This window comes from Candidatus Contendobacter odensis Run_B_J11, assembly GCF_000531125.1.
GTDB lineage: Bacteria > Pseudomonadota > Gammaproteobacteria > Competibacterales > Competibacteraceae > Contendibacter > Contendibacter odensensis.
Genome location: NZ_CBTK010000294.1, coordinates 1 through 14,943, shown reverse-complemented (window position 1 = coordinate 14,943; position 14,943 = coordinate 1). Strand labels below are relative to the sequence as shown.

General features: G+C 57.8%; 13 protein-coding genes. All 13 read left to right on the top strand.

Translation table 11 applies throughout. The features are described 5' to 3' along the window. On the top strand, window positions 1–531 hold a 531-nt coding region (locus tag BN874_RS18850), incomplete at its 5' end, for a glycoside hydrolase family 73 protein (protein ID WP_195912227.1). A gap of 59 nt (window positions 532–590) precedes the next feature. Continuing rightward, on the top strand, window positions 591–2,783 hold the full coding sequence (gene flgK / locus BN874_RS18845) for a flagellar hook-associated protein FlgK (RefSeq protein WP_081756523.1): 2,193 nt from the start codon (window positions 591–593) through the stop codon (window positions 2,781–2,783). A gap of 4 nt (window positions 2,784–2,787) precedes the next feature. Beyond that, a complete protein-coding gene (gene flgL / locus BN874_RS18840; RefSeq protein ID WP_034435899.1) occupies window positions 2,788–4,026 on the top strand; it encodes a flagellar hook-associated protein FlgL in 1,239 nt (412 codons plus the stop codon). A gap of 130 nt (window positions 4,027–4,156) precedes the next feature. Beyond that, window positions 4,157–6,550: a chemotaxis protein CheA gene (locus BN874_RS18835; protein ID WP_230314494.1), complete on the top strand. Its 2,394-nt coding sequence runs from the start codon at window positions 4,157–4,159 to the stop codon at window positions 6,548–6,550. 4 nt (window positions 6,551–6,554) lie between these two features. Further along, window positions 6,555–7,043, top strand: coding sequence for a chemotaxis protein CheW (locus BN874_RS18830; protein WP_051498074.1), 489 nt, complete (start codon window positions 6,555–6,557; stop codon window positions 7,041–7,043). Between the two features lie 40 nt (window positions 7,044–7,083). Continuing rightward, on the top strand, window positions 7,084–9,336 hold the full coding sequence (locus tag BN874_RS22970) for a methyl-accepting chemotaxis protein (RefSeq protein ID WP_051498073.1): 2,253 nt from the start codon (window positions 7,084–7,086) through the stop codon (window positions 9,334–9,336). A gap of 95 nt (window positions 9,337–9,431) precedes the next feature. Further along, complete coding sequence (locus tag BN874_RS18820; protein WP_034435897.1) at window positions 9,432–10,550, top strand: protein-glutamate methylesterase/protein-glutamine glutaminase; 1,119 nt, start codon at window positions 9,432–9,434, stop codon at window positions 10,548–10,550. Between the two features lie 4 nt (window positions 10,551–10,554). Then, entirely contained in the window at window positions 10,555–11,409 is an 855-nt protein-coding gene (locus tag BN874_RS18815; protein WP_230314493.1) for a CheR family methyltransferase, read from the top strand. A 149-nt stretch (window positions 11,410–11,558) separates the two neighbouring features. Further along, entirely contained in the window at window positions 11,559–11,924 is a 366-nt protein-coding gene (locus tag BN874_RS18810; RefSeq protein ID WP_034435896.1) for a response regulator, read from the top strand. A 91-nt stretch (window positions 11,925–12,015) separates the two neighbouring features. Then, on the top strand, window positions 12,016–12,504 hold the full coding sequence (locus BN874_RS22965; RefSeq protein ID WP_051498072.1) for a hypothetical protein: 489 nt from the start codon (window positions 12,016–12,018) through the stop codon (window positions 12,502–12,504). A gap of 322 nt (window positions 12,505–12,826) precedes the next feature. Beyond that, window positions 12,827–13,342, top strand: coding sequence for a flagellar basal body-associated FliL family protein (locus BN874_RS18800; protein WP_051498071.1), 516 nt, complete (start codon window positions 12,827–12,829; stop codon window positions 13,340–13,342). A 4-nt stretch (window positions 13,343–13,346) separates the two neighbouring features. Then, a complete protein-coding gene (gene fliM / locus BN874_RS18795; protein ID WP_034435895.1) occupies window positions 13,347–14,390 on the top strand; it encodes a flagellar motor switch protein FliM in 1,044 nt (347 codons plus the stop codon). Between the two features lie 15 nt (window positions 14,391–14,405). After that, a complete protein-coding gene (gene fliN, locus BN874_RS18790; protein WP_420886152.1) occupies window positions 14,406–14,795 on the top strand; it encodes a flagellar motor switch protein FliN in 390 nt (129 codons plus the stop codon). Window positions 14,796–14,943: the final 148 nt, after the last annotated feature.

Here is a 14,943-nt window from a genome sequence, read left to right as displayed (position 1 = left end):
CGAGATATTGGCGTGACTAGAGTTCAGACGTGTGCTCTTCCGATCTTGTGGCCGCACGCGCAGGACGCCGCCCGGCAACTGGGCGTTGCGCCCGAAGTGCTGATCGCCCAAGCCGCCCATGAAACCGCCTGGGGCAAGTCGGTACCGCGTTTCGCCGATGGCCGCAGCAGTCATAACCTATTCGGCATCAAGGCCAACCGGGGTTGGGAAGGCGACCGGGTGGTCAACTCCACCCTGGAATTCGTCAATGGCGCGGCAGTGCGCCAGCGCGACGGCTTCCGCGCCTATGGTTCGTATGCCGATAGTTTCAAGGATTATGTGAATTTCTTGCAGGTCAACCCGCGCTACGGCGAAGCACTGAACGTGGTGAAGGACGGCACCGCCTACCTGCGGGCGCTGCAACGGGCCGGTTATGCCACTGATCCCGCTTATGCCAAAAAAATTCAGGCTCTGATCAACGGGCCTGCGTTCGACGACGCGCTGGGAGCGCTAAAGTCAGCCCCTACCGGGCCGATAATCAAGAAGAGTTAACCCATCAAGCCGTTAACCGGTTTGGACAGAACTAAGGAGACCCGCAAGGGTAAACAGCTATGGTAGACATGCTCCAAACCGCAGTCAGCGGGCTAATGGCTTTCCGTGCCGCCATGGCCACTACCGGTCATAACATCGCCAATGTCAATACCCCGTACTACAGCCGGCAGCGGGTGGAATTGAATACGCCCACTCCCGAGCAACAGTCCTATGGTTATATGGGCCGGGGGGTAAACATTGAGAGCGTGGCGCGGGTTTACGACGGCTTTGTGATGCAGCAATTGCGCGGTCACCAATCCGGTGTCAGTCAATACGACACCCTGAATACGCTGACCGGGCAGATGAGTTCCCTATTGGGCGATACCGATGTGGGCCTGACTCCTGATGTGGAGGCTTTTTTTACTGCGCTGCATGACGTATCCAATTCCCCGGCATCAGTGACCAGCCGGCAGGTTTTTCTGGATGAAAGCCGCACACTGACGACGCGCATTCAGGATATTGACAGTTCCCTGAGCAGTCTGCGCGACTCGGTGGATACCGGAATTACCAATGCGGTCACGGCGATCAATAACCTGACGAGTGGCATTGCCAAGATTAATCAGGATCTTTCCCAGGCCAATAAGTCACCGACCAACTCGCCTAATGACCTCATGGATCAGCGCGATAAGATGCTGGTCGATCTCTCAAAACTGGTCGGCGTGCAAATCGTTACCCAGAATGACGGCAGCATGAACGTGTTCATGGGCAATGGTCAGCCGCTGGTCGTGGGCAACACCTCGAACACGCTGGAAGCGGCGCAGTCCGGCTTCGATCCGCAGGAAATCACCGTGCGTATGAAAGGTCAGGCGGCAGGTTCCGATCTGGAGCCTTATATTAGCAGCGGCGAGTTGGGCGGCTATTTCGAGTTCCGCCGCAGCGTACTGAATCCGGCGCAGGATGGTTTAGGTCTGATGGCAACGGGCATCGCGAAGACCATCAACGACCAGCATCAAAAAGGGATGGACTTAAACGGCGAGCTGGGAGGAAATCTATTCACGGTCGGTTCGCCCAAGGTGCTGGCTTTCAGCACTAATAGCGGTAGTGCTGCGTTCACCGCTACCATTGGCGATCCCGCCACTGATCCCAATGGCGCTATTGGCGCCACTAAGCTGGTTCGCTCCGATTATGAAATCAACTTTGACGGTGCCAATTACACCGCCACGCGGCTCTCAGATAAAAAAGTGATTTATACCGGCGGCAATCTGACCGGTGCGACCAGCTTGAATACCGAGTTGAACAAGGATGGTTTGAACCTGACCTTGACGGGCACTCCCTTAGCTGGAGACCGCTTTCTGCTGCAACCCACCCGGGAAGCCTCGGCCGGTTTTGAACTGGCGATCACCGATCCACGCAAGGTAGCGATGGCCTCGCCGATTACCACCAGCGCCAATACCGCTAATGTAGGAACAGCCAGCATTTCAGCGGGTACCGTTCTCGACGCCGCCAATCCCAATTTGCAGAACACCGTCAATATTATGTTCACCGCTACCAATCAGTTCACGGTCACTGACACGCAATCCTACAATAGCGGTGCAGGCAAAACGATCTCCTATAACGGTTGGCAAATAGCCCTCAGCAACGCTCCGGCAGTAGGCGACACCTTTACTATCGCAACCAGCGCCGGGCCACCTGCAACAATCACCCCTACGGCTGGAGGCGGTAACACCGGTACCGGCAGTATCTCGGCGGGATCCATTACCGACGCCAGCAATGCCAGCTTTCTGTATCCGGTCACGATTAAATTCACCGCTACGGATAAATTCACAATCACCCACGAGCAAACCTACGACAGCGCTAAAGGCGCTACCGTCTCCTACAACGGATGGGAAGTGGCCTTGAGTGGCAGTCCCCAAACCAACGATGCCTTTACGGTCAAGAGCAACGTCGGCGGCATCGGCGACAACCGTAATGCTCTGGAATTGGTAAAGCTGCAAACCAAGCAGCAACTTATGGGTGGCAACGACTACCGGGGTGTTTACGCCACGCTGATCGCCGAAGTCGGCGCGCAGGGCCGGCGCATCGACAACACCCTGAAATCGCAGCAGGCCCTGTTCGATCAATCGACGCAATCCCGCGAAGCGGTGTCCGGGGTTAGCCTGGATGAGGAAGCCGCCGATCTGGTGCGGTTCCAGCAAGCCTACGAGGCTGCCGCCCAAATCATCCAGACCTCCAACTCACTGTTTTCGACCCTGCTGAGCGCGGTCAGGAGCTAAAGCCATGCGTATTTCCACCAGTCAGACCTACCGGCAAGGCATTAAGCCAATCACCGACCACCAGGTCAGTTTGGCCAAGGTGCAAGAACAAATCAGCAGTGGGCGCAAGATTCTCCAGCCAAAGGATGATCCAACCAACAGCGCCCGGCTGATGGAACTGCACAAGCAGTTAACCATGAACGATCAGTACGGGCGCAACATCACCTTGGCCAATGGCCGACTGGCCACAGAGGAAGGCGCGTTGCAACAAGGCGGCGATATTCTGCAACGAGCACGGGAACTGAATATTCAAGCTAACAGTGCCGCATTAACCGATGAGAATCGGCAGTCTATCGCTGTGGAAGTCCGCCAACTGCGCCAGCAGCTTCAGGACATCGCTAATACCAAAGATTCTGAAGGTGCCTATCTGTTTGCCGGTTTCAAGGAACAGAGTACACCCTTTACTCTCAATGCCAACGGCGATGTAATTTACAACGGTGATCAAGGTCAACGGCAATTAAAAATTGGCCCTTCCCGACAAATAGCCGTTGGTGATGCTGGCGATGATGTATTTATGAATATTCGCAATAACAATGGACAGTTCCAAGTAGCAACGAGTGCTAATAATAAAGGGAGTGGCGTCATCAGCACTGGCAGTGTCACTGATTCGGTGGCTTTCCAAAATAGCTTCATGGGTCACGACTACCGTATTGATTTTACTGTCAACGGAGCTAATACCACTTTTAATGTTATCGAAGTTACAAACGGCATTGATAACCCAACGCCGGTGGTAAACAACCAAGCTTACGTGGCGGGCCAATCGATCAGTTTTCGGGGCATGGAAGTCAGCATTAGCGGCACACCATTTGATGACGATAAATTCACGGTAGAACCTTCGCAAAATCAAAGTCTGTTCAAAACATTGGATGACCTGATTAACGCACTGGAAACTCCGACCAAGACTGCCCCCGAACAGGCCGCGTTAACCCAATCCCTAGCTAACTCTCTTGCTGATATCGATCAGGGTATGCTGCATCTGAATCAGATACGCGGCAAAGCGGGCAGCCGGATGAACAGCCTGGATGCCCAGGATGCAGTAAATCAAACTTTTGACGTGCAATTGCAATCGCTAATGGGTGACATTGGCGCGGTGAACTACGCCGAGGCGGCATCGCAGATGAATGCAGAACTGCTAGGGTTGCAGGCAGCCCAGCAATCCTTCGTGAAGATTCAGAATCTTTCGCTGTTCAACTATCTGCGTTAGGAATGCTCACGGGGCAGGGTGCGAAGCCAGCAGGCAGTTGGTTCGATGGTTGATTGCCTCGACGGCTAAACTCATCACGCATCCCACGGCAGGTACTCTACAATACAAGCATTAGTGACCACCCTTCCCCTTGGCAACAGCCAAGGCGACCTTCAGAGCCACCGACACCACCATGGACGAGATCATCAAGGAATTCCTGACCGAAAGTCTGGAAGGCCTGGATCAGCTTGATAATAAATTTGTGATGCTCGAGCAGAATCCCGAGGATCGGGATACGCTCGCCAGCATCTTCCGCACCATCCACACCGTTAAGGGCACCTGCGGCTTCCTTGGCTTCGGTCATCTCGAAAAGGTGGCTCATGCCGGCGAAAATCTGTTGTCGCTGCTACGCGACGGCAAGCTGAATTTCACCCAGGAAATTGCCAGCGCATTGTTGTCCATGGTGGATGCCATCCGCACGATGCTGGGTGAAGTCGAGCGTACCGAGGCCGATGGTGAGGAAAGCTACCCTGGCCTGATTGAAACCTTGAACCGCCTCAAGGACGGCGGCAGCGCAGCTCCACCCCCCGCCGCACCATCGCCCCTTCTGGGACCCGCCAATCCGCCCGCCGTTGCTCCCGCCGCAGCGTCTGTGCCGTCACCTCTTCTAGCGCCCGCCACTACCGCCGCAGCTTCTTCACCGCCTCCCAGCCCCGCGCCGAAACCGACGGTTTTACCGGCCCCAACTGCCGCCGAGGTTACCCCCGCGCCCGTCGCGCCCGAACCGCATCCCGTCCCGGTCGAGCGCACCACCGCTGCTCCTGCTTCAACCGCACCCTCTGGCGCACCGTCCATCGCCGATAGCTCCATCCGGGTGGATGTGCCGTTACTGGACAAGCTGATGAATCTGGTCGGAGAACTGGTGTTGGCACGCAACCAGATTCTCGAATACACCGTTCTCCAGGAAAATGCGCCGCTGCTGGCGGCCTCGCAACGGCTGAGCATGATCACCAGCGAGCTTCAGGAAGGAATCATGCGGACCCGGATGCAGCCGATCAGCAACATCTGGGCGAAATTCCCTCGCGTAGTGCGCGACCTGGCACTCGGTTGCAGCAAGCAGGTGCGAGTCGAGATGGAAGGCAAGGAAACCGAACTCGACAAAAGCCTGATCGAGGCGATGAAAGACCCGCTCACTCACCTGGTGCGCAACGCCATTGATCACGGAGTCGAGATGCCCGCCGCCCGTCGCGCCGCCGGCAAACCCGAGGAAGGCTGCCTGCTAATGCGCGCCTACCACGAAGGCGGTCAGGTTCACATTGAAATTTCCGATGATGGGGCTGGCCTCAATCCCGTCAAGTTGCGCAGCAAGGCCCTCGAAAAAGGATTGATTACCGCCGATCGCGCTGCCGCCATGAGCGAACAGGATTTCCGGCGGATGATCTTTCTGGCTGGCTTCTCCACCGCCGAGAAGATCACCAATATCTCCGGGCGCGGCGTCGGCATGGATGTGGTCAAAACCAATATTGAGCGGATCGGCGGCGTGATTGACCTGGAAAGCGAACTGGGGCGCGGCACCACGTTCAAGATTCGCATCCCGTTGACCCTGGCTATCGTGCCCGCGCTGATCATTACCAGCGGCGGCGAGCGCTTCGCCATACCGCAGGTTAATCTGCTGGAGTTAATCCGGGTCAACGAGGAACAGCGGAATACGGCTATTGAATATGTCCACAGCAACCCGGTTTACCGGCTGCGCGGCAAACTCCTGCCCATCGTTCATCTCAACCGCGAGCTAAAACTGACCACGACCACCACGGCCAGCGTCATCAACATCGTGGTTTTGCAGACCGGACAACACCATTTCGGTCTGGTGGTGGATCAGATCAACGATACCCAGGAAATCGTGGTCAAGCCGCTCGACAAGGTGTTGCAGGATATTCCGGTGTTCGCCGGCGCCACCATCATGGGCGATGGCCGTGTCGCGCTCATCCTCGATGTTCTTGGCATCGCCCAACAGGCGCGCATTCTGAGCGACAGCCACGACCACAACCTTGCGGCGCAACTGCGAGAGGCCCGCGAACGCGACGCCGAACGCCAAACTTTGCTTCTGGTGCGCGCGCCCGGCGACGGCCGGCTGGCCATCCCGCTGGCGCCGGTCTCCCGCCTGGAGGAATTCGAGACCGATCAGATCGAGAACGCCGGCGATGTGGATGTCATTCAGTACCGGGGCCATATCCTGCCCTTGATTCGCCTGAAAGATATTCTCGGCGAACGCCGCTCGTTCGACCGTCTGGCGCATGCCGGGACCAGCACTGCCGCCGCAAACTTGATGCAAGTGATCGTATTCGGCGATGGCGTCCGCCGGGTTGGCTTGGTCGTGGATGAAATTCTCGACATTGTCCAGGACGTGTTCGAGATCAAGGGTCGTTCGACCCGTACCGGCATCACTGGCACCCTGGTGATTCAAAACCGGGTGACCGAACTGTTCGATATTCAAAGCTTCCTGCAACGCGCTGCGCCGTTGCTGGCGCTAGCCGAGGAGGCCTGAACGGATGGCGGACGAACAGCAGCTTTGCACTTTTTTCCTGGACGACCGGTTCTTCGGCGTCAGTGTGGAAAACGTCCAGGAAGTCATCCGCTACCTGCCGATCACGCCGGTGCCGCTGGCGCCGCCCGTGATTCGCGGGCTGATCAATTTGCGCGGCCAGATTGTGACCGCAGTTGATCTGCGCCGCCTGCTGCAATTAGCCGACCGCGCTGCTGATCTCCGGCCTATGAACATTGTGGTGCAAACCCGGGAAGGCATTTTCAGCCTGCTGGTGGATCGCATCGGCGATGTCATGGGAGTAGACCCAGCTTGTTTTGAGCATCCCCCCGATACCCTCGACGGGATTGCCCGGGAACTGATTCAAGGCACCTATAAGCTTCAGGGTCGCCTGTTGCTCACGCTAAATGTTGCAAAACTGTTCCGCCCGAATATCCTCAACCGGGGCGCGGAGCGGCAAGAACTCGACGGCCAGAGCGAACCGGCGCCTGTTTGATACCGACCGGAGTACGATGGTCTCCAGGAGAACCTCTTCCATGAAGTTTCTGAAAAGCCTTAACCTGCGCGGCAAGCTGTTGCTGCTTGCCGGTTGGACCGTCGCCAGTATGGCGCTGCTGGCCACTCTGTCCTTTTATGTCCACTGGCAACAGTCGCTGGAGGCGCCCAAAGCGCTGGCGCTCAGCCTGGTCGAAACGGCTAACGGCGTGATAGAACGCTATCAGAAGCAGGAACAAGCCGGTTCGCTCACCCGCGAACAGGCCCAGAAGCTGGCCCTCGAAACACTCCGCAACATGCGCTATCAGGATTTCTATTTCCTGGTGATCGACCGGGAGCAGCGGCTCCTGCTCCACGCCGCCCACCCGGAACTGGAAGGCCAGACGCCGCGCGGCGGGCGCGACGCCAGCAATCTCGCTGCAATCCTCGCCGAGTTATCCAAGGTTGCCCAGCAGAACGGCAGCGGTTTTGTCGCCTATGAATGGCCGCGTCCGGGTACGAACAAAGCGGTTGCTAAAGTCGCCTACGCCCGGGAATTCGCCCCGTGGGACTGGGTGCTGGCCATGGGCGTCTACACCGATGAAACCCGCAGCGAATTTCTCAGCGCAGTGGTGCGTGAAGGCTTGATGGTCATCGCCCTGCTGATTCCGCTGCTCCTGCTTTCCTTCTGGCTGATCCGTGGCGTCACCGCCAGCGTGAACGGCGTTCTGGAACTGGCCTGCGAACTGGCCGGCGGCGATCTGTCGCGCCAGGCGCCTATCGTCTCCGGCGACGAGTTGGGCAAGATGACGCGGGCGCTCAATCAGGCCATCGAATCCATCCACAAGGCTCTGCAAGCCGATAAAGTCAACTGGACCGAGCTCGCCGAAGATCGCCAGCAGGCGAGCTGGGTGATGTCCATGGTGCAAAGCACCCCGTCCAATATCATGGTCGCGGATCGTAATCTGCGCCTGCGCTACTTGAATCCGGCGATGGAACGCACCTTGCGCGGACTGGAAGCGCATCTGCCGACCCCAGTCGCCGAACTGATCGGTCAACCGATGGATTTATTCTACCGGCAGCAGGGCGATCTGCGACGGGTCATCGCCGATCCGGCTCAGCTTCCCCACAAGGCGATCCTGATGCTCGGCAGCGAAATCTGCGAGTTGTACTTCAGCGCCGTTCACGATCGCAGCGGCGCGTATCTGGGACCGATGGTGACCTGGGATTTAGTCACCGAAAAACTCCGGAACGAGCGCACGGCTAAGGAGAGCGTTGAACGCGAGCGGGAACAAACCCAACTGTTGCAAACCAAGGTCGGCCAAATGTTGAGCGCAGTGAACGCAGCGGCCGCAGGCGACCTGACTCAAAATCTATCGGCAACCGGCGCCGATACCATTGATCGCATGGCCCAAGGACTCAGCCAACTGCTGACCACCCTGCGCGATAGCATGGCCCGCATCAGCAAAACGGCTCAAACCCTGGCCGGCGCTGCTGAGGAATTGACCATGGTCAGCCACCAGATGGGTAGCAATGCCGAGGCCGCTTCGACCAAGGCGACACAGACTTCGGCGACCGCCGATCAGGTCAGCGCCAACGTCGAGGCGGTCGCGACCGCCACTGAGGAAATGGGCGCCAGCATCCGCGAAATTGCCCAAAACGCCGCCGAAGCCGCCAAAGTGGTCGCTTCAGCAGTGACGATGGCGCAAAACGCTAACGCCACCGTTCGCAAACTGGGCGAGAGCAGCGCCGGCATCAGCAATATCATCAAGGTCATCACCTCCATCGCCGAGCAGACCCACCTGCTGGCCTTGAACGCGACGATTGAAGCCGCGCGCGCCGGCGAAGCGGGTAAGGGCTTTGCGGTGGTCGCTAACGAGGTCAAGGAGTTGGCGAAGGAAACCGCAAAGGCTACTGAGGAGATCGGCCGTAAAATCGAAGCGATCCAAATCGACACCGGCAGCGCCGTCGGAGCTATCGGCGGCATCAGCACGATCATCAATCAGATCAATGACATTCAGATCACCATTGCCAGCGCCGTCGAGGAACAGACGGCCACCACCAACGAAATCAGTCGCAGTGTGGCCGACGCCGCCCGAGGCAGCTCCGCCATCGCCCGGAATATCACCAATGTAGCCGAAGCCACCCAAAGTACGCTGAGCAGCGCCAATGACATGCATAACGCTGCCGGCGAAATGGCGCGAATGGCCGCCGAATTGCAGCAACTGGTTGACTATTTCCGGTACGATGCCGCCATACCTCACTCCGGCGCCCGTCCGGGACGCGGGGGTAGCCGCAGCTACGTCATTTCGTGACAGCGCTATCGAGAGCTAAAAAATCATGATGAACCCCGTAACTCGCGATACCGTTTTGGAAAAATTGCAATTACCTGGAATTACCCCCCTTAGCCATGGCTACTAAAATTCGCATCCTGCTGGTTGATGATTCAGCCGTTATTCGCCGCCTGCTGACCGACGTCCTCTCCGGTGATCCCACGCTGGAAGTTGCCGACACCGCCGCCAACGGTCGGATCGCGTTGACTAAACTGGCGACGGTCAAACCCGATTTGGTGATTCTGGACGTGGAAATGCCGGAGATGGATGGACTGGAGACGCTGACCGAAATCCGCAAACGGCAGCCGCGCCTGCCGGTCATCATGTTCAGTTCGCTGACCGAACGGGGAGCGGCCGTGACCCTGGAAGCGCTGGCGCTGGGCGCTAATGACTACGTTGCCAAACCATCGAACAGTGGCAACATGAGTACCGCGTTGCAGCGGGTTCGCGACGAACTGATTCCCCGGATCAAAACCTTCTGCCGTGACGTCCTGGCCCCGATCCCCGCGCCAGCCGCTGAACGTCCACCCGCATTCAAAGCATGGCCTACGCCGGCGTCAACGCCGGTTTCAGCGCCAAGGTCTACTCCTGTCCCGCTGGCGCCGCGCCTGCGCCAGCGCGTGGATGTCATCACCATCGGTCTTTCTACCGGTGGCCCCAACGCCTTGGCCGCACTATTGCCGCAGCTTTCCGCTCAGCTCCCGGTGCCTATCGTTATCGTTCAACACATGCCGCCTATTTTCACCCGCCTGCTGGCGGAGCGCCTGGCGACCCAATCAGCCCTGTCGGTTGCCGAGGGAACCGCCGGTGAAATTCTGCGACCGGGGCAAATTCGAATCGCGCCGGGCGGCTCACACATGATCGTAGAACGGCAGGGAGCGCAGGTGCGACTGCAACTGAACCAGGACGAACCTGAGAACTCCTGCCGGCCCGCAGTGGATGTGCTGTTCCGCTCAGTGGCCGAAGTCTATCGGGGCAATGCCTTGGCGGTCATCATGACGGGCATGGGCCAGGATGGCTTGCGCGGCTGCGAGGCGATTCAGCAAACCGGCGGCTCTATCCTTGCTCAGGACGAAGCCAGTTCGGTGGTCTGGGGGATGCCCGGTGCCGTAGTCAAGGCTGGGCTGGCCGACGGACAGATCGCGTTACCGCAGCTTGCCCGGGAAATTTTGGCCCGCGTCCGGGTCGGTCGCTAGTGGCGTGACGACCCTGATGAGCGCACTGAGCCAGAACGATCTCGATTATATCCGCGAGCTGATCCAGCGTCATTCCGCCATTGTGCTGGATCAGGACAAAACCTATTTGATCGAGACGCGCCTTGACCCACTGGCGCGGCAACTGGGATTGGCCTCACTTCAGGATCTGATGACTGCCCTGCGCACCAATCTCAGCCATGACTTTCAGCATCGGGTCGTGGAAGCCATCACCACCCACGAGACTTCATTTTTCCGCGATGCCCATCCCTTTGAGACGCTCAAAAAGGTCATCCTGCCCGAACTGATCGCCAAGCGCCCCCCCGGACAGCGCCTCACGATCTGGTGTGCGGCTTGTTCCAGCGGACAGGAGCCTTATAGCGTAGCGATATTGGTACGCGAGCATTTCCCCGCATTAGCCGGAAGTCGGCTACGGATCATTGCCACCGATTTGTCCGATGCCATTCTCGCCCGCGCCCGCGAAGGGCTGTACAGCCAGATCGAAGTCAATCGCGGTCTACCTGCAACGCTGCTGGCCAAGTATTTCACCCAGCAGGGTCTAAAATGGCGGATCAAATCCGAGATCCGGCGGATGGTGGAATTTCAGCAAGGCAACCTGGCGACGGTTTGGCCGTCCCTGCCCCAGATGGATCTGATTTTTATCCGCAATGTACTGATCTATTTTGGCGTAGACACCAAGAAAGCGATTCTTGCCAAAGTACGCGGCGTCTTGAAATCGGATGGGTACCTGTTTCTGGGTTCCTCGGAAACCACCTTGAGCCTGGATGCCGCCTTTGAACCGGTTCCCATCGGGAAAACCCTGTGCTACCAATTACGCCCGGCAAAAATTCCATCGCATTGATGATTGATTGTGAATGTTTTCCACGAAGCGGATGGGGGTATCGGAGATACCCTTACTGGAACGCGAATGGCTGCACACCAACCGCGCCGGGCGGCGCTGTAAATTGACTTTTATCCATCTCTACCCCTGCTTGACAAGGAAAAACACCAATGAAAATCCTGATTGTTGATGACAGTAACGCAATGCGCATGATCGTCCGGCGAACCCTGCGTGAAGCCGGCTATGGACATCTCGAAGTCCAGCAAGCAGGTGATGGCAACCAGGCGCTGGACAGCATCCATAACGATCCGCCCGACCTGATTCTGTCGGATTGGAATATGCCCAACAAATCCGGGCTGGAACTGCTGGAAGCACTGAACGCAGAAGGCTACACCATCACTTTCGGTTTCGTGACCACCGAGGCTACCTCGGAAATGCGCGCCAAGGCTACCGAAGCCGGCGCCAAATTCCTGATCACCAAACCGTTCACTGCGGAAACCTTCGCGATTAGTCTGGCAGACTACATCAAGGATTGATTCGCCTTGAGAACGCTGGCATGGGCGTCAGTTACTGGAGTCCGGCGACCCATGGAGTACTGCACTCCCATCACCTCAAATGGAATGCGCAATGCCTACTCGCTATGCCTTACCCAATGCCGCTGCGATGACTCAAATGTTCGACATGCTGTTCGGAGGCAAGGTGCCGGTCATGCCGGGAAAGCGACTGGATACCAAAGCCGGCTCCGGCAACCTGGTTGCAATCTTCGTCGCCGATGACGGCAACCCGGTGGCCGCCGCCATCTGCGACCTGGCGTTCGCCGCCAATGGAGGCGCCGCGTTGTCGATGTTGCCCGTCTCCGCCGCCAAGGACGCGATCAAGGCCAAGAAGCTGGAACAAACCATGTTCGATAACCTGTACGAGATCATGAACGTAGTTTCGACGCTGCTCATGAACGAGCATACTCCTCACCTCAAACTAACCACCCTGTATCCCGACCCTGGCAAATTACCGGCGGATGCCAAGGCCCTGCTGAGCGCGGCAACCGCAGGACACGCTGATTTCAATGTCAATGTGCTGCGCTATGGCAGTGGCGGCATGTCGCTGCTGACGCTTTGAAAGCTCACCCTCGGCAGCGCCCAGCGCTGGCGAGGGGCGAATTCGCCCCCGTGCTACCTTTCCCCTGCTCATCGCTCTCAGTACCCCCCTCGCGACAAAATTTTGGCACCCATCCCTGTAACCCTTGAATAGCCGCACAGTCAATTCTCTGACAATCCCTGCTGACCGATTCCGATGTGGTTGAAGTTGGGAGAAAAATTCGTCGTTAACTCCTATGGCGTGTTATTTGCTTTGACCAGACCTAGCGTACCCTCTACGCTACGAGAGCAGACATGGCCCAGAAAGACGAAGCCAAATCACCGGTAAAAAAAGGTTCTGGCGTATGAAAATTGTATTGATTGTAGTGGGTGTTCTAATCCTGATCGGTGGATCCATCGGCGCTACTCTGTTTCTTACTGGAGCGCTGAACAAAAGTCCTGAAGGGCAAACTCAGGCCGCAGCTCCCGCACACGGCGCTGCACCCGCTCCCGCACACAGTGCTGCGCCGGCTCCCGCGCACGGCGCTGCCGCCGCAGGGGCAGCAGCGATTTACCAAGCCATCGATCCGCCATTCATCGTCAACTTTGAAGACCAGGGCGTATTGCGCTACCTGCAAATCGGTCTGGCGGCTCAGACCCGCTTGCAACCGGTCGCTGATGCGATCACTGCCAATATGCCCCAGATTAGAAACAATCTGATCATGTTATTCGCTGATCAGAAGCTGGAACGTCTGACCACCAACGAAGGCAAGGAACAACTACGAATGCAAGCACTGACCCAGATTCAAGCGGTACTGACCAAGGAAATTGGCTACCCCGGAGTGGATGCCGTTTACTTCACCATATTCGTGCTGCAATAACGCCATGTCTACCGACCAGTTCCTTACCCCCGACGAGCGGGCCGCCCTCATGGAAGTGGTCTCGAAAAAGGTTCGAGGAACCGGAAGCGGGTCGAGTGCGTTCCTTGACGGTGCCCTGCCCTACGATCTATCCAGTCAGGACTACACCGTCAGCAGCTTACTGCCAGTACTGGATACCATTCACGAGCGTTTTGCTCATCGCTTGCGGATCGGCCTGTTCGAGCTGGTGCGACGTGACTTGATCGTGACGGTCGGTTCCATTGAAAAGCGCAGCTATACCGATCTCACCACCTCCCTCAGCGTTCCCTGTAGCGTGAATGTCATCGGCATGGCTCCGCTGAGCGGCCCCGCCCTGCTGATCTTCGATCAGGAATTGATTTTCATGATCGTGGACACCTTTTTCGGTGGAACCGGACGCCCGTACAAGGCGGCCAGCGCCAGAGACTTCACCACCACCGAAACCCGTTTCATCCAGCGCCTGATTCAACTGGCCTTCGGTTGTCTGGAAGGTGCCTGGGAACCGTTCACCAAGATCACTTGCGACCACCAGGGTTCCGAAACCAAGCCCCAATTTATTACTGCGCTCAACCCGACCGAACTGCTGGCCGTCAGCAGCGTGCATATTAGTCGTGACACTATTTCTGGAATTATGCATCTGGCATTGCCTTATTCAATTCTGGAGCCGATTCGGGAGAACCTGCTGAACAGCCTCTGCAAAGAACATCCCAATCCCAGCGAGCGTCTCACCGAGCGGCTGCGTGAAGGGGTCAGAGACAGTCAGGTTGACGTGCGCTGCTTTCTGGCCGGATTCGAACTCATGCTCAGCGAATTGCTGGCACTCGGGATCGGCGATGTCATTCCGGTCAACATACCACCCAAGGCGATCCTGCAAGTCGAAGATGTGCCCATCTACAGCGGCCACTATGGCGTCGCGCAGGGGTGGCGCGCCCTCAAGATCGAACAAAACCTCGGCCTGCCCGGTGAGTGGACGGAACCACCAGCCGCCGCACCCGCTCACGATTTTGCGCCATTTACCGCCAAGGTTTGACTACCGACAGGCCGGCTGCGTCGCCGTTGCCTTCTTGCCTCGCCTTCAGGAGAACACCCACCGATGAATTCTCAAGCCGATACCCTGGAACCCGCAGAACAAGCTGCGCTGGATACCAGCCCCGAATTGCGTAGCGCTAAAGCTGGACAGAATCTGGATATGGTGATGGATATTCCCATCAACCTGTCTCTGGAGTTGGGTCATACCCGGATGAGCATCCGTGAACTGCTGCGCTTGACCCAGGGTTCAGTGGTCAAGCTGGATCGCCCGGGCGGCGACCCGCTCGACATCCTGGTCAATGGCTGTCTGGTGGCACGCGGCGAGGTGGTGGTGATCAATGAGCGCTTCGGAGTACGAATCACCGACATCGTCAGCCCGGAAGAACGGATCCGGCGGCTACGATGAATGCCATGGCTGCGGCATGGGTGCTGCTGCTGGCGCTACCGGGGCTGGCGCTGGCGGCCAGTGAGCCGGGGCGCGCCGAAGCGGTGGTGCCCAATAGCGGCATGTTGCTGCAACTGACGCTGGGACTCGTAGTGGTGCTGGCGGCGGC